We start from the raw sequence: 20,279 nt of genomic DNA on the forward strand, positions 1-20,279 counted from the left end.
TGATGAAAAAAGTACAAGTAAGCAACCTGCTGTTAACGCTGCTCTTTGCAGCGCTCTCCCTATTTTTTCTATTGCCGCTGTTCTGGATGCTGTCAGCTGCCTCCAAGACGGAACTCGACGTCTGGACGTTTCCGATCCAATGGATTCCGGAACAATGGAACTTTATCCAGAACTTCAAGGCGGTCTGGATGGGAGATGTGTCTTTCAGCCTGTTTTATTTGAATTCATTGAAGATCAGTATTCTGTCTACAATCGGCACGATTCTGGTCTGCTCGATGGCAGGCTATGCGCTCGCCAAGCTGAATTTTAAAGGAAAAGGCTTGATTTTTAGCTTGATGATGGCCTTTATGATGATTCCCGAGCAGGCCACCCTCGTTCCGCGCTATATTATGATTAAAGAGATGGGGCTGTACGACACACATACCTCACTTATTTTGCTCGGGCTGTTCTCCAGCTACTTTACGTTTCTGCTGCGTCAGTTCATGCTTGGCATCCATAGCGATATGCTCGAGGCCGCTGAACTAGACGGCGCTGGATTCATTCGTGTCTTCTGGAGTGTCGTGTTACCGCTAAGTCAGCCTATTCTGGCGACCGTGGGCATTATCAAGTTTATCTGGACATGGAACGACTATCAGGGTCCGCTTATTTTCCTCTATTCGAATAACCTATTCACGATTCCGCTAGGGATGCAATTCTTCAAGGAGGAGTTTGGCACCCGCATATCGGTCATGATGATGGCATCCTTATCGGCGATTGTTCCTCTGCTGATACTGTTTCTGCTGCTGCAGAAAAAGGTCATTAATGGAATTGCCATCGGTGGCGTCAAGGGCTGACGAGGGGTGGATAAAGGTCGCTCTCTGTTGTGCGACAGTTTGCCTGGGAGGCTCATGCATGAAGTCAAAAATATCCACGCCTTAACCGCAACACGATACACGGTATTTCAATTCTAGCCATTATATAATGAGCCTGCAGTGATCATCTAAATAGGGGGATTCAACTTGAAGAGAGCATTAGCCTTGCTTATCAGTCTGATGATTATCGTACCGCTTGCCGCATGCGGAGGAAATAACGGCACTGAACAGCCTGCCAGCCCATCCGCAGCTCCGGGCACGTCAACAACGGCGACTGAGAAGGCGGAGCCGTCAGCGAAGTCCAAGATTAAGTTTTATACCTTTAAGGCCAACAAACCGGAGGAACCAACCTACCAAGCGGTTCAGGAGTACAACAAATCGCAAGACAAGGTGGAGGTTGAATACGTGTCGCTCGTACAGAACAGCGACAGCGTAGAATTTCTGAGCAAGCTTGACGTGCTGATCGCGGGCGGCGAAGTCGTAGATGTCTTTATGACAGGCAACGAGGAGACGCTTATGGAACGCGCGTCGCGCGGTGTGGTAGAACCGCTTGACAGCTATTTAGAGGCGGAAGGCATTAAAGCGGAAGATGAGTACTTTAAAGTACTCAAAATGGATAAGAAGACTTACGGTTTGATGAACAGCGTTACGCAGTGGTTCACGGTCTTCAACCGCGAGCATCTTGAAGAAGCGGGGCTGGAGCTGCCTGAGATGGGCTGGACTTGGGATGACTTCCGTACTTATGCCAAGAAGCTGACCACGAAGGACCACTACGGAACCTATTTCCACACGTGGGGTGAATATCCGAATATCGTAGCGTATACCGAGCGCTCCAATCCGCAGCTCGGCGACGATCTTAAGCCGATTTTTGATGACCCTTCTTTCAATTACTTCTTTAATCTGCGCCGTGCGATGGAGAAGGAAGACAAGAGCGTTGAACCTTATGCCGACGTATTGGCCGCTAATTATCATGTGCTTCAGCAATTTTTTGCCGGTAACGCAAGCATGCTGGCTGTCCCGAGTTACGCCGTTCGGGCTGGTCTGAATTTGGAGAAATTCCCTCATAGCTTCCAAATGGTCTACGCACCGCTGCCGCGTTCGGTGGATGCCAAGGATGTGGGCATGACGAATATATCCAGCGGCGGTCTTGCCATGGGCGCCAAGTCGGAAAACAAGGATGCAGCCTTTGATTTTATGCGTTGGATGACGATGGAGTCATACAAATTTACGCAGGAAATACCAAACATCAAGAATGTGGACGGTACCGCACTGCTTAATACATTCTTTAGCGAAAACAAGGATCTGATCGATATTGACTCTCTAGCGAAGACGTTGTTCGATCCTCGCAACAAAATGCCTGATAGCTTCAGTGTTCCTTATGGAAGTGAGCTTAAGAAAATCGTCGAAAACGGCTTCGCCAGCTTCATGCTGGATGAACGCAGCTTCGAGGATGTCCAGAAGGAAATGACTGCTGAAGTTGAGAAGGTCGTTCAGGCGAACCAAAAATAAAAGATGGCCGGGCAGTGGCAGCGATAAGATATAATAGAACGTAACTAAAAATCAGCGTGAGGATGGATGTCAGCTTGGATTGGATGAGTCGATTTTCTTTCTATCGCAGACTGCAGTTCTCCTTCATTATCTTTATCTTGCTGCCATTCATCGCGGTTACGTTCTGGTCCTACTCTTCTGTAGGCCGCAATGTAAGCGACAAGATTACCCTCTCTAACCAAGAGACACTGAACGTCATTGCCCATCAAATGGAGAAAACGATCGACGGCATTTCCTTTGCGTCGGTCTTTTTCTCTCAACCCTACGATTCCGATGTGCTCGAACGGTTGCGCGGATTGAAGGATGTGGAGAGCTTTGCGAATTACGAGACCTATGTTCATCAAGCGAAGCTGAAGGAGATGGCGAGCATCCTCTCTATCCAGTCGCTCGACCTCAATCTTGAGATTCTTATTATTAATAGCCATGACCGTGTCATTATTTCCAACCAAGGCAGGCCTGTGTTTGCTGTGCTGCCAGACCGGCTTCAGAAAGAACTCGGCAAGCTGGATACGAAGGAAACAACTGAGCTACATTGGTTCGCAGATGGTGAGGCTGGGGCCTTGCCAGATACGTATTATGCGGCACGTTTCATCGTGGATCCGCTTGACCGGGAGCGGCTGGCTACTTTGTTCATTGGTATCCCCGCCGATTATTTCCGCAGTCTGTTGGATACGGGCAATCCGGCAGTCTCCATTACGCTGTCCGATCGCGCGGGCATACGGATTGCAAGGCATGAGGGCAGCAAATCGGTATCGTCAGGCAGCATGCTGAAGAGCGAAACGGTCATCCAGAGAGTCGGCTGGAAGCTGGAGAGCCACATGCCGCAGCGCTCTGTGGTTGGGCAGATCAATCGGGAATTCTTCGTCTCCACTTCGCTCGTCGGCTTGTTCTTTCTGTTTTTCCTGATTCTGTCCATGCTCTGGGCCAGGCAGATTAATAAGCCAATCAGTCTGCTGCGGTCAAACGTCAAGCAGTATGTCGGAGGCAACCGGGCTGTACGCATCCCCGTAAAGGGAAAGGATGAAGTAGCTGTACTGTCCGCAGCCTTTAATCAGATCCTCGATGAGATGGATCAACTGCTTCGACATGTGGAGAACGAACAAGAGGAAAAACGACTGCTGGAGCTGCAAGCGCTGGCGGCACAGATACGACCTCACTTTTTACTCAATACGCTTAATTCGATCAAGGTCAACCTTCTCATGGCTGGCGACGATGCCCATGGCGGAATGATTGATTCCTTAATGAAGCTGTTGCGCGCTTACGTAAGAGTGGATGCTCCGCTAGAGCTTGACGAGGAAGTCAAAATATTGGATAGCTACATCCAGGTGATGCAGATTCGCAACCGGCTCGATATTCGCTTTGTTGTTACGCTGAATGAAGGCTTGTCATCCCTTTCTCTGCCGCGGCTATTATTGCAGCCGATTGTGGAGAATGCCATCATACATGGGTTCTCGGCTCGTCCCGAATGGCCGGTCATCACGTTATCAGCCCGCATAGTAGGTCGCATGGCGGAAATTGAGATTTGTGATAATGGGCGAGGGATGACGGAAGAAGCGATAATGAGCCTAAATCAACGGCTGCTGGATGCGGAATCCAACATGCCCGCGCAAGAGAAAAGCGTAGGGCTTGTTAACACTGCACGGCGATTGCGTGTGCTTTACGGCCATCGTGCACGCTTGACGGCTGCCAAAGGCGAAGGCGGGGGCATGGGCTTTATCTTGCAGATTCCTATGCAAAGCAGAAAGGAGGCAGAGCGCCATGATGAAGATCATGCTAATTGACGATGACGTCCCGATGTTGGAATATGTCGGGCGGCTGCTGGCCGAGTCGAATCTGGGTTTGGCGCTCGTTGCCTCGGCATCTGCGAGTGAGCAAGCGTTGGAGCAGTTCAGGCTTACCGAGCCCGACATCGTCGTGACCGATATTGGCATGCCAGGCATGGATGGTCTCGAACTGGCCGAAGCCTTCCGAGTGGTGAATCCCGAGGTGCGCTTGCTATTTCTGACCTGTTATGAGGATTTCCAATATTCGAAGCGAGCCTTTCAACTGGATGCTGACGATTATATTATCAAGGATGAGCTGTCGGCCAAACAGCTGGCGACCAGTCTTGACAAAGCGATGCGCCGGATTAGAAGCCGTCGCGAACTGTTGGATCGGTACACGCTTCAGCAGGATATGATGCGGCATAAGGAAGCGTTGAAGCAAAGCTTTCTTAAGCAGCTGCTTTCCGGCAGCAGTGAGAAGGAGCTGCTGTTGTTCGGGGAACGTATTGGGATATCCTGGAAGCTTCCGTATTTCCAGCACGCCGTACTGCATATCGACGCAGCGAGTGCCCTGGGACGCTATCGGAATCAGGATCTGCCGCTTATTCATTTCGGCGTCGCCAATATTGCTGCCGAGCTATCTGCAGGCACGGCAATAACGGTGCTGCCTAGCGGTCAATCGAATCTCTATATCATTTCAAACATTCACGGTTCAGTTGGAATAGAAGACTCACTTCAGGCCTACCTTGCTTCGGTTGGGGATAAGGTCCATCAATATTTAAAGGTGGAGCTGTACGGCATATACAGCAAAGACGCCTTTTCGTTTCATCAGATTAGCGCTTCCTATCATTCCTTAATGAGCCGCTGCGATAGTATCTTTTACGTATCGGACGCCGTTGTCGCAGCACCGGAGCGGCAGGTCAGCTTCCGGCAGTCTTTCGATGGAAGAGGAGACAAGGAGCGCTCGCTGTTGGCGCTGGGCTTCTCCGAAGGCAACATGTCCTTATTCGATCTTGCGATCAACGGTTTAACCCAGCAGGCGGCAACTGAACAGCTGTCACCGCGTTCAATGAAGGAGAGAATGGCAGACCTGGTACGTCAATCCGCTTACGAGACGAATACCGAAGTGGAGGACGGCTTCTATATGCTCCTGGGTCATGCCTTTACCGCAGACGAGGCTGCTCGGTTGACGAAGCGGGAGCTGCGAAATCTGCTTGGGCAGCAGTTTAATGGGGCTCCGACAGGAAGCGAGAAGGATGTCCGCTTGCAAGCCATCGATTCGTATTTAGAGGCCAATGCTGACCGAATGGTCACCTCCTTAGATATGGCGGCACATTTGCACCTGAATGCAAGCTACTTCTCGCGGTTCTTCAAACGGCTGGCAGGTGTGAATTTCACAGACTACGTTAACCAATATAAGATCAATCTTGCGATTGCCATGCTGAAGCAAGAGCATGAGACGGTTGAGAACGTTGCTTATACCATCGGGTTTTCGGATCGTGCGTACTTCTCCAAGGTTTTCAAAAAGTACAGCGGCAAAAGCCCTAGCGAATACAAGGGTCAATAAGAGAAATCAAGGGGTGCCGCTAAGGCATCCTGTTATCGGGGTGAATCTCTTTAGTTGGCCAATTAAATATTATTTTTAGGAGGAGTATTTATGAAAGCGCTCTTATTTAAAGTCTCGTTAATGATTCTGGTTTCTGCCATTGTATTCGTAGCGCCAGAGAGTCCTATCCGTACGCCATCGGTGCAGGCCGCAGGAACGACTTATTATGTAGATGCCGCCGCAGGGAATGATGCCAACGCAGGAACAAGCAGCTCAACCGCCTGGCGTACGCTGCCGAAGGTGAACAATGCCGTGTTTAGTCCAGGAGACCGGATCCTGCTAAAGGCAGGTTCCATTTGGAACAATCAGTATTTGGATCTGCAAGGCTCAGGGACGAGCGGCAGCCCCATTGTGGTTGATAGCTACGGTTCGGGTCCTAAGCCGCTAATCAACTTTGGGGACACGGAGGTAGAGGGAGACGGTTTTGGCGTCAGGCTCAAAAACGTCTCGTACTGGGAGGTCAACAATTTAGAAATTACGAGTGGACAGCATGCGACAGACCGCAAACGAAGCGGCATTTTGGTGCTCGGTGAAGGCGCCGGAGCGGGAGCGTTCCGCCATATTTATATTCGCAACAACGATATTCATGATGTTTTTGGCACAAACCGAAGAACCGGCGGCATCAATTTCTATGCGCGGGGAAGCAATTGGATGGCGGAGAGCACTTGGGACGATGTGCTTATTGAGAATAACACCGTGATTAACGTGGCGGATACGGGCATTCAGATTATGACAGATGCCTTTGCGAATGCTTCTTGGACGCACAAGTTCAACGCCTTTACAAATGTAGTCATCCGCGACAATTATGTGGAGCGTATTCATCGGGATGGCATTCTTGTACGTGCCGCGATTTCTCCTTTAATTGAATACAATACGACGAACGAGATCGGAGTAAGCTGCGACGTCAATACGACTATCGTCAACTATTTGGATCCGATCTATGTTGTGGCCGCGCAGTGGGCTTATGCGACGACGGGGGCTGTATTCCAGAACAATGAAGCCTTCAATACTAAAGTTATCAACGGAGATGGGCAAGCATGGGACTTCGATATCGATGTGTACAACAGCATTTACCAATATAATTTCAGCCATCACAATGAAGGCGGCGCGCTGCTTGTTATGAATAATACAGATGGCAATGTGTTTCGTTATAACATTAGCCAGAACGACGGAGATAGGTTTGGGACCTTTGATGTGATTAACAACGGGGGGAACCTATACGTATACAACAACGTCATCTATCGGACCAACGGGACATACAACCATTTGACCGAGGGCAGCAATACGGGCATGGTTTATTACAGCAATAACATCTTCTATAATATGGGCAGTGGTAATTATACAGTCAGCCCCCGTGTTCAATATAATAACAATTTGTTCTACGGAGCCAATACCGGCACTGCCAATGATGCGAATAAAGTGATCGGCAACCCGCTCTTCGTAAACGGAGGGGCAGCAACCGGCATCGCAACCGCGGATGCTTACAAGCTGACCTCGGCGTCTCCTGCCATCAACAAAGGCCTAACCATCACGAGCAACGGTGGGAGTGACTTCTTCGGCAATCCATTGTACAACGGCGTCCCAGACATCGGTGTGCATGAATACACGGGAGCGGTAACGGTTCCCATCACGCTGTTCACGGATAACTTTGAAGATGGAAACGCGAACGGCTGGACGACTATCGGCGGCAGCTGGGCCGTGCAGAATGACGGGACGTTCTCCTATGTGCAGAATTCATTGTCAGGAGAGTTTATCGCTTATGCAGGCGATGGATCTTGGAGTGATTACAGCGTGGAAGCTGACATCAAAATCAATTCCAATGGAGGCAATGCAGGCATTCTGTTCCGCTATCAAGATGCGAACAACTTCTATATGCTTCGTTTGAACGACACGAGCGATACCGTTGACCTCTATAAGAAGACAGCGGGTACACTTCAATTGCTTACGAGCGTGTCCTCGCCCATCAGCGCAGGACAGTTTATTCGGCTTAAGGCTGCGATAAGCGGCGGGAATATAACGGGCTACGTGAATGGAACGTCCATGCTCACCTGGGCCGGGAATCCTGCGGAGCTGCAAACCGGAAAGATTGGGCTGCGCAGCCACTCGACCCCGGCATCGTACGATAATGTGCAAGTTTTCCATTAAGCGAATTTTAAGCAGATTAGGGTAAAAAGGAGGGATAGGGGAAATGGAATTGAAGGTAGGCATTCGGGCATTATTGTTGCCCATATCCCTCCTGTTGTTGATCTTGCCGCTGCTGTTTACCGCTTGTTCTGCTGCGCCGGCAGGGATGAATGCAGAAGCTGATACGGAGCAACCGTCGGAAGCATCTGATGACGTTGTCGCATGGATCAATAACGAGCCGATAACTATTGGGGAATGGATGCCCCGCATGCTTGAGCTGCGAAGTGTTGTCGCAGCTGAATGGGAGCCGTCTTCGGGGGATGTCAGCTCGGATTCTTTCTGGTACGAGGCTCAGAACGGGCATATGCCGATCGAGGCCTTACGGAAGCTTGCGCTTGACCGATTGGCCGAAATTAAGGTGCAGCAAATAGCTGCGAGAAATGCCGGTATTATCGAGGATATCAGTTATCAAGCGTTCCTGGCTGGGATGGAGAAGGAGAATAGCCAGCGTAAGAGCCGCTTAGCTAAGGGTCAAACCATTTATGGGCCTAAGCAGTACAGCGAGAAAGTCTACTATGCCTATACGCTGGCGAACATGGTGATTGAACTCAAAGCACATCTGGAGGACGCTGCCGATGCTAACGGAGCGGCATCCAGTCACCCGCTTACTCACGCTTCGTATGAGTCATGGCTGACAGAGCAGTTAAGCGCCGCCGACGTTCAAATCAATCCATCGGTGTACTCGCGCCTGAAGCTGTCCGGTTTACAATAGCGGAAGCAGACACGACGATTGAGCTGACCATAAGAAGCAAATGGAACGTTCCTCTTGTTAACCGGGGAACGTTCTTTTGCCTTGTGGCCGCATGTTCATAACAGGGTACCTGGACTTTCAGCTTGGAGGGGGATTGGAATACAGTGCGGAAAATCACGTTGGGCTAAGGAGCTTATACAATGAAATATTTAAAAATCCTTAATATTACGGCTTGTATAGAGTACTTGTAGTGATTGGATAATTTGCATATAATACAGGTTGAACGATTGAAGGAAAGAAGGGATTTTACGACATGGAATTGTGGTATACGGAAAAACAAACAGAGAGCTTCGGCATTACGGCGAAGATTACGAAAACTTACGTAAATGAACAAACGGATTTTCAACAGTTGGATATGATCGAAACGGAAGAGTTCGGAACGATGCTCGTGCTTGACGGCATGGTTATGACTACAGTTAAGGATGAGTTCGTATACCACGAGATGGTTGCGCATCCTGTTCTTTTCACGCATCCGAATCCGGAGTACGTGCTTGTAGTTGGCGGCGGAGACGGCGGCGTCATTCGTGAAGTAATGAAGCACCCGAAGGTGAAGAAGGCTGTTTTGGTCGACATCGACGGTAAAGTGATTGAGTACTCCAAAAAATACTTGCCATCCATCGCTGGCGAGCTCGACAACCCGCGCGTTGAAGTGCTTGTGAACGACGGCTTTATGCATATTCATGACCATAAAAATACGTACGACGTGATCATGGTTGATTCTACGGAGCCCGTAGGCCCTGCTGCCAACCTGTTTACGAAAGGCTTCTACCAAGGCATCTACGAATCCTTGAAGGAAGACGGCATTTTCGTTGCGCAAACGGACAACCCTTGGTTCAAGGCTGACCTGATTCAAAGCGTAAACAAAGACGTAAAAGAAGTATTCCCGATCGTTCGCGTTTATGGCGCTAACATCCCGACTTACCCAAGCGGTCTGTGGACATTCACAATGGGCAGCAAAAAATACGATCCGACGGCTGTTGACGAGACGGCAATTCCGGAAATCGATACGAAATACTACACGCCGCGCCTTCACAAAGCAGCCTTCGTGCTGCCTAAATTTGTTGAAGACCTCATTAAGTAATTAGCGGCTACGATATAGAAGGAGAGGACAAGCCCTCATGAAATTGGATCAAAAATATTCCGGCAATGTCTTCATTTTGAGCTCGGAAAACTATGAAGCTTCCAAAGCGGTTATTTACGGTATGCCGATGGATTTCACGGTCAGCTTCCGTCCGGGCTCGCGTTTTGGCCCTCCGCGCATCCGCGAAGTGTCCATTGGACTTGAAGAGTACAGCCCTTACCTAGACCGCAGCCTGGAGGATATTGAATATTTCGATGCCGGCGATTTGCTGCTTCCTTTCGGAAACGCGGCTCGCAGCCTTGAAATTATCGGTGAATTCGTGCGCGGCGTGCTAGACGATGGCAAAATCCCTGTTGGACTCGGCGGCGAGCATCTCGTTTCATGGCCGATTTTCCAAGAGGTATACAAAAAATATCCTGATCTTGCGATCATCCACTTCGATGCTCACGCGGATCTGCGCGAATCGTATGAAGGCGAGCCATTGTCGCACTCTACGCCGCTTCGCAAAGCAGCAGGCCTAATGGGCGGTCAGAACATTTACCAGTTTGGTATCCGTTCAGGCTCCCGTGAGGAATGGCAGTATGCACGCGAGAATATTAACTTCCATCCGTTCGAGGTTTTGGAGCCGCTTAAGAAGGTGCTTCCAGAGCTTGAAGGACGTCCGGTTTACCTGACGATCGATATCGATGTGCTGGATCCTTCTGCGGCGCCTGGCACAGGCACGGCCGAAGCGGGTGGCATTACGTCGAAAGAGTTGATCGAATCGGTTCATGCAATCGCCCGTTCCGGCGTGAATATCGTGGGCTTTGACCTCGTTGAGGTCGCGCCAGCTTATGATCCAACGGAGCAAACGCAGATCGTGGCAGCTAAAGTCATTCGTGAAATGCTGCTCGGATTTTTAAAATAGGATTGATTTGATCAAAATAAGGCTTCGCCCCTTGCGGTAAACATTCCGCTTGGGACGAAGCTCTTTTTTGCGTTAATGACGGTTTCTTCTGAACCCGCCAAGCCGGATGAGGTGGATGCCAGCATACAAATTAGGCTAAAATGAAAGGATAACGATCTTCAGCAGAAAAGAGCCAAGGGGATGATCACATGCGCATCTATTCATTTCCGCCAGTGATAGACGAGCATGCGCGCGTGCTCATATTAGGAACGGCACCGAGCGTAAAGTCGCTGGAGCACAAACAATTTTATGGCCACCCGCAAAATTTTATGTGGAAGATTATCTATCGTTTGTTTAACGATTCCGAGATGGACCCGGTGTATGAAAACCGGCTTGTTTTCTTGAAGGAGCACCATCTGGCGTTATGGGACGTCATCGAATCCTGCGAGCGGGAGGGCAGCCTTGATGTGAATATAAAGGCGGAAGTGCCGCAAAAGCTGCCGGAACTTGTCGCCAATTACCCGTCGCTGCGCTGTTTTGCTTTTAATGGGAGTAAAGCCTATGATACCTTTCATAAGTTTTACCGTGGGCATGAAAGCTTTAAAGATATTGCCCTGCTTAAGCTTCCTTCCTCCAGCCCGATCCCAACCCCCCGCATGCGGACGCTTGAGGATCGCGTAAGCGCATGGAGCGTAATTGTGCCATATGCCACAACTTAACCATGCTCTAGCGTTGAAATTAAGAAGCTTCCTGTATATAGTAGTTACATAAGATTAGTCTGATAACAGGAGAAAGATCATGAGCGATAGCAGGAAAGTGCGAATTACATTAGAGAGCGTGCAGGATGGAAGCTCGCACCTTCACACCTACGAGGGCGAATGGTTCCGTAAGGAAAAATCGATTTTTATTCGTTACAGTGAACCCGCTGTCGAAGGAGATCCGAGTGCCGGCGAAGTGCGTACGCTGCTCAAATACCGGATTGGCGAGCTGTCTATTGTGCGTCGCGGCGTCATCGAATCGGAGCAGTTGTTCGTGCAGGGACTGCGACGGACAGGCCGTTATCACTCGAGTATGACTTCATTTGAGCTTGAGACGGACACGAATATGCTCTCCATGCAGGTGCCAGACGGCAAGGGCGGAAGCACGGAGGCTGAATTGCTGCCCACACAGCTGCCTTTTACATTAGAATGGAAATACGAGCTTCACGTAGGCGAACAAATGTCGGGCCGTTTTCATATACGGCTCCATATACAGGAGGAACTAATTTCATGAGTGCAAATGTATTGGAAAACATGTATGAGCAGGTCAAGGCGGCGATCGCCGATGCGGCAGTAGCGGCGGGACTTGCGGAGCGGGAGGAGCTGCCCGCATTCGTGCTGGAGGTGCCAAAGGACAAATCGCATGGCGATTTGGCGACAAATGCGGCCATGCAGCTGACGAAGCTGGCTAAGAAAAACCCGCGCCAGATCGCGGAAGCGATTATCGCTCATTTGGATAAAGAGAAAGCATCCATTCAAGCCGCTGAGATTGCCGGTCCAGGCTTTATCAACTTCCGCATGGACAACAGCTACCTCTATCCGGTTGTAGGGGCTGCGCTTGCGGCGGGAGAAAACTACGGACGCACCGAGGATGGCCGCGGCAAAAGCGTCCAAGTAGAGTTTGTCAGCGCAAACCCAACAGGCAGCCTGCATCTTGGCCACGCGCGCGGCGCGGCCGTTGGCGATGCATTGTGCAATGTGCTCGATTACGCCGGCTATGAGGTTACTCGGGAATACTATATTAACGATGCGGGAAAACAGGTCGAGAACCTCGCTGTCTCCATTGAAGCTCGCTACCGGCAAGCGCTAGGACAAACCGCGGAAATGCCCGAGGATGGTTATTACGGCGAGGACATCATCGGTTTCGCCAAGCTGCTCGTGGAGCAAGAGGGAGACAAGCTGCTTGAGCTTCCTGATCAGGAACGCTTTACGTTCTTCCGCCAGTTCGGCCTAGAGCGGGAGCTTGACAAGATCAAGCGTGATCTGGGACGGTTCCGCGTAGGTTTCGACGTATGGTACAGTGAAACATCTCTATATGAGAGCGGGTTAGTCGAGCAAGGCCTTGCGGCACTCAAAGCAACTGGGCATGTGTATGAAGAAGAAGGGGCGACCTGGCTGTCAACCATGACCTTTGGCGACGACAAAAACCGCGTTCTCGTGAAAAATGACGGCTCGTACACTTATTTGACGCCGGATATCGCCTATCACCGTGACAAATACGGCCGTGGCTTTGATCAAATGATCAATATTTGGGGAGCCGATCACCATGGCTATATTCCGCGTGTGAAAGCAGCTATGGAGGCGCTTGGCAACGATCCGAAGAAACTAACCGTACTGATCGCCCAGATGGTAAGCCTGTTCCAGAATGGCGAGAAAATGAAAATGTCCAAACGTACGGGCAAAGCGGTAACGATGCAGGATTTGATGGATGAGGTCGGCATCGATGCCATTCGTTATTTCTTCTCTATGCGGAGCATGGATTCGCATCTTGACTTTGATATGGACCTTGCCATTTCAACCTCTAATGAAAATCCGGTCTTTTATGTACAATATGCGCACGCGCGCATTTGCAGCATATTCAGGCAGGCTGAGGAGCAAGGTATCGCGCTTAAGTCTGTGGACAGCATTAATTTCAGCAAGCTGACTGCCGAAGGGGAGTATGATCTGCTTCGCAAAATTGGAGAGCTTCCACAGGAGATTTCGGAGGCAGCTGCCCAATACGCGCCGCATCGCCTGATTCGGTATGTTTACGAGCTGGCTTCGCAGTTCCACAGCTACTATCGGGCAGAGCGCGTCATTACTGACGATGCTGAGCAGTCGCAGGCACGTCTGGCATTGCTTGGAGCGGTTCGCCTCTCTATTGCCAATGTACTGCGTTTGGTTGGCGTATCCGCTCCCGAGCGTATGTAGAACCTGCCGCACAAAGACAAGCCGTGGATTCATGCTTTATCCACGGCTTGCATCATACGCATCACATCAAGCTCGCCGATCGTTCGGCGGGCTTTGCTGCCCCTTAGGGGCTGTACGGAGCGTTTTATAATGGTCTTGATTTCAGTTGGGGTAAGCCCCGGCTTGTGGGCAAGCAGCAAGGCAATAGCACCGCTGACGTGCGAGGTGGCCATCGAAGTGCCGCTCATTTCGTTGTATTTGCCGCGCAGCCATGCCGATACAATTTTGTCTCCTGGGGCATATACATCAATATAGGCCCCGCGGTTACTGAATGGAGCAACGCGGCGCAGCTTGTTTGTAGCTCCTACAGCGATGGTCTGGGGATAGCGGGCGGGATAGTCAACCGTGCGCCTTTTTCCGTCATTGCCGGAGGAGGCAACGATAATGATGCCTGCGTTATGCGCATTGATTACAGCGCCGAGCAGCGCTTTGCTTCTGGTCTTCATGCCGAAGCTCATATTAATGACATTCATGCGATTGCGGATGCACCATTCAATACCGAGAATAATGTCGGATACGAAGGCGCTCCCATTGTGGTCGAAGGCCTTGACCGGCGAGATCAGCGCGCGCGGAGCTACACCGATCATCCCCTGCAGCTGGTTGGCCGCAGCGATCGTGCCGGCAATATGCGTACCGTGACCATTGTCATCGTGAGGAAGCATGCTTCGGTTCAGCAGGTTGATGCCCCTAGAGAGGGAATGACGGAGATCAGGATGACTGAAATCAGCTCCTGTATCGATGACGCCAACCTTTATGCGGTGGCCCGTTGTCGTGCTCCATGCCTGGGGGGCTTTTATTTGATTGACACCCCAGGGAATTCCTTTATCTACAATAATCGACTTTTGTGCAGAGGAATGAACGCTGATTTTGCAATCCTTCTCAATCCATACGCGTCCCGAGAATCGCTCAAGCGTTTCTTCGGCTGGCAATCTACAAGAAATACCGCGAATACTGGGCATTTGTCTGATGCTTTTTTGAGGCGATGACGACGAAGCGACTTGAGACAATTGCTGTAGAAAATATCGGTAGTCGCTCGCACGCCGAAAACGAATGATACGTTTTACAGTCGTGGCGTCCGTGCAAGCCATCGTATCCTGCAGCAAGCGGATAAAAGCGGCGGTGTCCAAACTTGGCTTCCCCTCCCGACGGACCGTGCTGAACTATTGTATGAGGAAATGCTCTTCGGCGCATGAGCCACTTGCCTTTTTTCGTATAATTGGGCAACAAACCGTGTCAAAAATCATCGGGGTACATACGATGAACAAAGAGTTCTCAGGGGCTCTTACGCCCAAGATACGATACCTCGTGTCATGGTCGGATGGATACAGTCGGAGCGGAAGGTCTATCCTTTCGCTTTTTGCATTTAAGTCCAAGCTGTACCCGTTGGCGCAAGGGCCGCTTGCTTTTTTGGGGGAAATAGGTTTTACTATACTTTGACTAGCGTATACGACGGTGCCATCCTCTGGCAGCACCCGCTCGTTGCGCAATGATATGCGAGCGGTGTATAAGAGGAAAGCATACACATTCCTGGCATGTTGAAGGTAATGAACGAGTACATAAATTTGAATGGCAAGAGAGGATGTGTCCATATGAGCAGCAGCAATTTTACGTTAAAGCTGGATCCTGAACGTATGAAGGAAATGCCTATGGTCGATTTGGCCTTTGAAGTGCTGAAAGCGGCTAATACCCCTTACTACTATCGCGATCTTATGATGGAGATCGCTAAAATACGCGGTCTTTCCGCAGACGGAATCAACCAGTTTATTGCTCAGGTATACACGGAAATCAATATTGACGGTCGATTTGCTTGCGTAGGCAGCAATATGTGGGGACTGAAGCGTTGGTACCCGGTTGAGCGTTCGGAAGATCCTGTAGGCAACGCTAAGCGTACGCGCATCATTAACGATGACGATGATCTCGAGGATGACGATGTATTCGCGGACGAGGAAGAAGATACTTACGCAGAGGCGGAAGAGGACTACGACGTATTTGACGAGGACCGCGAGGACTTCGAAGAAGCGGAAGAGGAAACCGAAGTCGATGAGGAAGTCGGAATCGATGATGAAGAATTGGATGAGGAAGAGGTCGACGGCGATTTGGAAGCTGACGATGACGACTCGGACGAGGATGAAGATTTCGAGGACGATGACGAGAACGAGAAATAATAAGCGACAAGCAGCAGGGCAGGATGAGCGAAGAGCTTTTCCTGCCCTGTATTATATGGGTGAGTATGCTTGGCGATAGATAGGGATTAAGCCGATTCAGGCTCACTTTTACTTATCCTGTCAGTTTCGCTTGACAGGTCCTACAAGGGCAGAGTAAACTATCTCATGGGCTTAAGATTCGGTTAACAAATAACGCATACAACCGTAAGCGACGGACGCTGTCATTTGGCAGCATAAACTCGTTTCGCGTTGAAGTATGAGCAAAGTGTGGCTCGCTTGAGTTTATGCTTTCTTATATTTTTATATATGCCAAAAAAATGAAAAGTGCCCCGTTGCTACGGGTGTCACTTTTTTTGTTTGTAGGGAATGGCTCTGTAGGACGAGTTTCCACAAACTGGATGGAATGGCGGAGCGTATCCGCATCCATGTTTATCGAGTAAATGGGCAAACCTAAACAATAACCATAAGAGCTTGGAGGGTATCATCACAGTGACCAAATATATATTTGTAACCGGCGGCGTAGTGTCGTCCTTGGGCAAAGGGATAACAGCAGCCTCGCTCGGTAGATTGCTGAAGAACAGGGGCCTCAAAGTAACGATTCAAAAGTTTGATCCTTATATCAACGTGGACCCGGGAACGATGAGTCCATATCAGCACGGAGAAGTATTCGTCACCGATGATGGCGCGGAAACGGATTTGGATTTGGGTCACTACGAGCGTTTCATCGATATTAACCTGTCGAAGAACAACAACGTGACATCCGGTAAAATTTACTCCAACGTCATTACGAAAGAACGCCGCGGCGATTATTTGGGAGGAACCGTTCAGGTTATCCCGCATATTACAAACGAAATTAAAGACCGCGTATTCCGCGCGGGCAAAGAAGCAGGATCTGATGTGGTTATCACCGAAATCGGCGGTACGGTCGGCGATATCGAAAGCTTGCCGTTCCTCGAGGCTATCCGCCAAATTAAGAGTGATATTGGCCGCGACAACGTGATGTATATCCATGTTACGCTTATTCCTTATATTAAAGCGGCAGGCGAAGTGAAAACGAAGCCTACCCAGCACAGCGTTAAAGAGCTGCGCAGCATCGGTATTCAGCCTAACGTCATCGTATGCCGTACAGAGCACCCGCTTGCCGAGGATTTGAAGCGCAAGATCGGTTTGTTCTGCGATATTGATGCCAATGCCGTTGTAGAATGCCGCGATGCATCGACGCTGTATGAAGTGCCATTGATGCTTCGTGAGGAAGGCCTTGATGAGATCGTTGTTAATCATTTGAAGCTGAAAACCGAGCAGCCGGATATGCGTGAGTGGGAAAGTCTTGTTCAACGCGTAAAATCGCTTCATAAGAAGACGGAAATCGCGATTGTCGGCAAATATGTAGCTTTGCATGATGCCTATCTCAGTATCGTAGAATCGCTTGAGCATGCAGGTATTGCATCAGATTCGGAAGTTAAGATTCGCTGGCTGCACGCCGATGAGCTTACGGATGCGAATGCGCACGAGCAACTGCAAGGCATTCATGGCATTCTTGTACCAGGCGGATTTGGCGATCGTGGCATTGAAGGCAAGATTGCTGCAATTAAATATGCACGTGAGAATAAAATTCCATTCTTCGGCATCTGCTTGGGTATGCAAGTAGCCGTCATTGAATATGCCCGCAATGTAGTGGGACTTGCTAATGCAAACAGCTCTGAAATTAATCCGTCTACCCCGTATCCGGTTATCGATCTGCTGCCGGATCAGAAGGACATCGAGGACATGGGCGGCACGATGCGTCTTGGCCTATACCCTTGCAAGCTCAAGTCGGACACGCTTGCTGCACGGGAATATGGAGATGAGCTTGTTTATGAGCGCCATCGTCATCGCTACGAATTTAATAATGAATACCGTGAAGCTGTTGAGGCAGCAGGTCTTTCCATTTCCGGCACATCCCCGGATGGCCGCCTTGTCGAAATGGTGGAGCTGGCTGATCACCCTTGGTTCCTGGCTGTTCAATTCCACCCGGAATTCACTTCCAGACCGAACCGTCCTCAGCCATTGTTCCGTGGATTTGTTCAAGCTGCGCTAGGATATTCGGAGTAAATAGTTGCGATTTCTATCAATGATACATTCTATTACAACACCTGATAAGTTTTTCTCAAGGCGAGAAGGATTATATACCCACATTAGCGAATATATTAACGATTATGGAAGAGTTGGCCATTTTTGTAGGTAAGCTCAGTCGCGGGGGGATTTGGAGTTGGATAAGAAGAAAGTGTTGATCGTTGATGATCAGAACGGTATTCGCGTATTGCTCATGGAAGTATTCAGCAGTGAGGGTTATAATACGTTCCAGGCGTCTAATGGCAAGCTGGCTCTGCAAATCGTGAAAAACGATGCTCCGGACCNCGTTCCAGGCGTCTAATGGCAAGCTGGCTCTGCAAATCGTGAAAAACGATGCTCCGGACCTTGTGCTGCTGGACATGAAAATCCCTGGGATGGATGGTCTCGAAATTTTGAAGCATGTGAAGGCAATCGACCGAAACATTAAAGTCATCATGATGACCGCATATGGTGAATTAGATATGATTAAAGAAGCGACAGACCTTGGCGCATTAATGCATTTTACGAAGCCTTTCGACATCGATGAGATGCGAATTGCAGTCAATATGCAGCTGCGAGGCGGGAACCCTCCAAGTCGTTTTGCAATAGGTTCTTAGTGTAGCTTACAAACGGCATCGTCGCTAGCTTGGAGACGGTGTCGTTTTTTGCATTTGTTGGAAGCGGCGAAACAAGCTTTACTATTTGGAGGCGCATTATGTTATAATGGCTCAGAATGACAAGTCAGAGCAGGCTGTACTAGTCGTGCTCCATTTTTTCTGATAAAGCTATTATTTAATCTATTGCAGCTGATTTAAGCCAAACCCATGTGAACACCGAAAACCAAGCAGCTTGTACTGGCCTTATACGTGAAGCTATAGCGAATAAGGTGATACACCGAGTCTGCGTAAATATTTAACAGCCGATTGCCATGCGGCGATGGCTGTTATGCAAGGAAATCCGTTTGTTCGGAAGCTACAATCAAGCGTAATAACAGGAGCAAGGGAGTCAAACCGCCTCAAAACGATAAGTGGGCTCAACACTCGCTTGCATAGGCGGTTTTTCCTTTATTCTCTTCCAATCTACGGGAGGAACTATAATTAGATGGAGAAATTGATGATACGCGGTGGACGGCCGCTTCGTGGAACCGTCCAAATTAGCGGAGCCAAAAACAGCGCTGTTGCGCTTGTGCCCGCAGCGATTTTAGCAGAATCTGAAGTCATTTTAGATAATTTGCCGATGATAAGTGACGTAGCCGTATACAGTGAAATTTTGCAAGAGCTTGGGGCTAAAGTAAAGCGTGATGGCGACATGATGCGAATTGATCCCTCGGAGCTAGTTTCTAAGCCTATGCCCAACGGAAAAGTAAAGCTATTGCGCGCCTCTTATTATCTAATGGGTGCTATGCTTGGGCGTTTCGGGGAAGCGACGATAGGCATGCCTGGCGGCTGCAACTTCGAACCGAGACCGATCGATCAACACATTAAAGGGTTTGAAGCGTTGGGCGCCACGGTTACTAATGATCATGGTTCGATTCGTATCTCTGCTAAGGAGCTGCGCGGAGCGAAAATATATCTCGATGTATCAAGCGTCGGAGCAACCATTAACATTATGCTGGCGGCATCCCGGGCCAAAGGGTTAACCATTATCGAAAACGCGGCAAAAGAGCCAGAAATTATAGATGTAGCTACCCTCCTTAATGCCATGGGCGCAAAAATTAAAGGTGCCGGGACTGAAACGATTCGGATTGAAGGAGTCGATCAGCTGCACGGTTGCCGCCATTCCATTATTCCAGACCGCATTCAAGCCGGTACGTACATGATTGCAGCTGCCGCGACGCGCGGCGATGTCCTCATTGATAATGTTATTCCAAAGCACTTGGAAGCAATGACAGCCAAGCTCGAGGAAATGGGTGTCCAAGTCATTGAGATGGATGAATCCATCCGAATTATTGGCGCGCCGGTGTATTCTTCGATTGATGTAAAAGCGCTCGTCTATCCTGGTTTTCCTACGGATCTTCAATCTCCTATGACGACTTTGCTTACCCAGGCAAGCGGGGTTAGTATTCTAACCGATTATGTTTATGGGACGAGATTCAAGCACGTCCCCGAGCTTACCCGTATGGGTGCGAATATTCGCGTGGAAGGCCGATCGGCTGTAGTTGAGGGCAATCAGCTCAATGCCGCTAAAGTGAAAGCCGCGGACTTGCGAGCGGGCGCTGCGCTTGTTGTTGCTGCGCTAACGGTGGATGATGGCGTTACTGAAATTTCAGGCGTGGAATATATCGACCGCGGATATGATAATCTCGTAGAAAACCTGTGCCGTTTGGGTGCCGAGGTGTGGCGGGAGACGGAAGCATAATCTCAGAA

General features: G+C 49.7%; 15 protein-coding genes and 1 pseudogene. 15 read left to right on the plus strand and 1 reads right to left on the minus strand.

What is annotated here, in order from left to right:
• The first annotated feature begins 2 nt into the window (after window positions 1–2).
• The 11 genes from FJQ58_RS01535 to argS all read left to right on the plus strand — a co-directional run bounded on the left by FJQ58_RS01535 (window position 3) and on the right by argS (window position 13,618).
• Window positions 3–833 carry a carbohydrate ABC transporter permease gene (locus tag FJQ58_RS01535; RefSeq protein ID WP_139990687.1) on the plus strand — a complete coding sequence of 277 codons (831 nt, stop codon included), beginning with the start codon at window positions 3–5 and terminating at the stop codon, window positions 831–833.
• A gap of 165 nt (window positions 834–998) precedes the next feature.
• Window positions 999–2,360 carry an ABC transporter substrate-binding protein gene (locus FJQ58_RS01540; protein WP_139990688.1) on the plus strand — a complete coding sequence of 454 codons (1,362 nt, stop codon included), beginning with the start codon at window positions 999–1,001 and terminating at the stop codon, window positions 2,358–2,360.
• 83 nt (window positions 2,361–2,443) lie between these two features.
• Window positions 2,444–4,180 (plus strand): sensor histidine kinase, encoded by a 1,737-nt coding sequence (locus FJQ58_RS01545; protein WP_238403713.1) that lies wholly within the window; start codon window positions 2,444–2,446, stop codon window positions 4,178–4,180.
• A complete protein-coding gene (locus tag FJQ58_RS01550) occupies window positions 4,158–5,729 on the plus strand; it encodes a response regulator transcription factor (protein WP_139990690.1) in 1,572 nt (523 codons plus the stop codon). Before FJQ58_RS01545 ends, FJQ58_RS01550 begins: the two co-directional genes overlap by 23 nt.
• A 90-nt stretch (window positions 5,730–5,819) precedes the next feature.
• Window positions 5,820–7,913 (plus strand): 3-keto-disaccharide hydrolase, encoded by a 2,094-nt coding sequence (locus FJQ58_RS01555; RefSeq protein WP_139990691.1) that lies wholly within the window; start codon window positions 5,820–5,822, stop codon window positions 7,911–7,913.
• Between the two features lie 43 nt (window positions 7,914–7,956).
• Entirely contained in the window at window positions 7,957–8,664 is a 708-nt protein-coding gene (locus tag FJQ58_RS01560; RefSeq protein WP_139990692.1) for a hypothetical protein, read from the plus strand.
• Window positions 8,665–8,956: 292 nt separating this feature from the next.
• Entirely contained in the window at window positions 8,957–9,784 is an 828-nt protein-coding gene (gene speE / locus FJQ58_RS01565) for a polyamine aminopropyltransferase (protein ID WP_139990693.1), read from the plus strand.
• Window positions 9,785–9,821: 37 nt separating this feature from the next.
• Window positions 9,822–10,691 carry an agmatinase gene (gene speB, locus FJQ58_RS01570; protein ID WP_102708963.1) on the plus strand — a complete coding sequence of 290 codons (870 nt, stop codon included), beginning with the start codon at window positions 9,822–9,824 and terminating at the stop codon, window positions 10,689–10,691.
• Between the two features lie 188 nt (window positions 10,692–10,879).
• Entirely contained in the window at window positions 10,880–11,389 is a 510-nt protein-coding gene (locus FJQ58_RS01575; RefSeq protein WP_139990694.1) for a DNA-deoxyinosine glycosylase, read from the plus strand.
• Window positions 11,390–11,468: 79 nt separating this feature from the next.
• On the plus strand, window positions 11,469–11,942 hold the full coding sequence (locus tag FJQ58_RS01580; protein ID WP_139990695.1) for a YwiB family protein: 474 nt from the start codon (window positions 11,469–11,471) through the stop codon (window positions 11,940–11,942).
• The gene (gene argS / locus FJQ58_RS01585; protein WP_139990696.1) at window positions 11,939–13,618 is read left to right on the plus strand and encodes an arginine--tRNA ligase; all 1,680 of its coding nucleotides are present in this window, start codon (window positions 11,939–11,941) and stop codon (window positions 13,616–13,618) included. Before FJQ58_RS01580 ends, argS begins: the two co-directional genes overlap by 4 nt.
• Before the next feature lie 29 nt (window positions 13,619–13,647).
• On the opposite strand, the gene FJQ58_RS01590 is transcribed toward argS, so the two are convergent.
• The gene (locus FJQ58_RS01590) at window positions 13,648–14,784 is read right to left on the minus strand and encodes a S8 family peptidase (protein ID WP_238403705.1); all 1,137 of its coding nucleotides are present in this window, start codon (window positions 14,782–14,784) and stop codon (window positions 13,648–13,650) included.
• Window positions 14,785–15,246: 462 nt separating this feature from the next.
• Between FJQ58_RS01590 and rpoE the strand changes: the two genes are divergently transcribed.
• From rpoE to FJQ58_RS01610, 4 genes and pseudogenes are all read left to right on the plus strand, one after another.
• Complete coding sequence (rpoE, locus tag FJQ58_RS01595; protein ID WP_139990697.1) at window positions 15,247–15,822, plus strand: DNA-directed RNA polymerase subunit delta; 576 nt, start codon at window positions 15,247–15,249, stop codon at window positions 15,820–15,822.
• Between the two features lie 489 nt (window positions 15,823–16,311).
• The gene (locus FJQ58_RS01600; protein ID WP_139990698.1) at window positions 16,312–17,913 is read left to right on the plus strand and encodes a CTP synthase; all 1,602 of its coding nucleotides are present in this window, start codon (window positions 16,312–16,314) and stop codon (window positions 17,911–17,913) included.
• 157 nt (window positions 17,914–18,070) lie between these two features.
• Window positions 18,071–18,530 (plus strand): annotated as a pseudogene (locus FJQ58_RS01605) (response regulator).
• A gap of 484 nt (window positions 18,531–19,014) precedes the next feature.
• Window positions 19,015–20,271 carry a UDP-N-acetylglucosamine 1-carboxyvinyltransferase gene (locus tag FJQ58_RS01610; protein WP_139990699.1) on the plus strand — a complete coding sequence of 419 codons (1,257 nt, stop codon included), beginning with the start codon at window positions 19,015–19,017 and terminating at the stop codon, window positions 20,269–20,271.
• The last annotated feature ends 8 nt before the right edge of the window (window positions 20,272–20,279 follow it).

Origin of the sequence: Paenibacillus paridis, from assembly GCF_006345825.1 — a bacterium.
GTDB lineage: Bacteria > Bacillota > Bacilli > Paenibacillales > Paenibacillaceae > Pristimantibacillus > Pristimantibacillus paridis.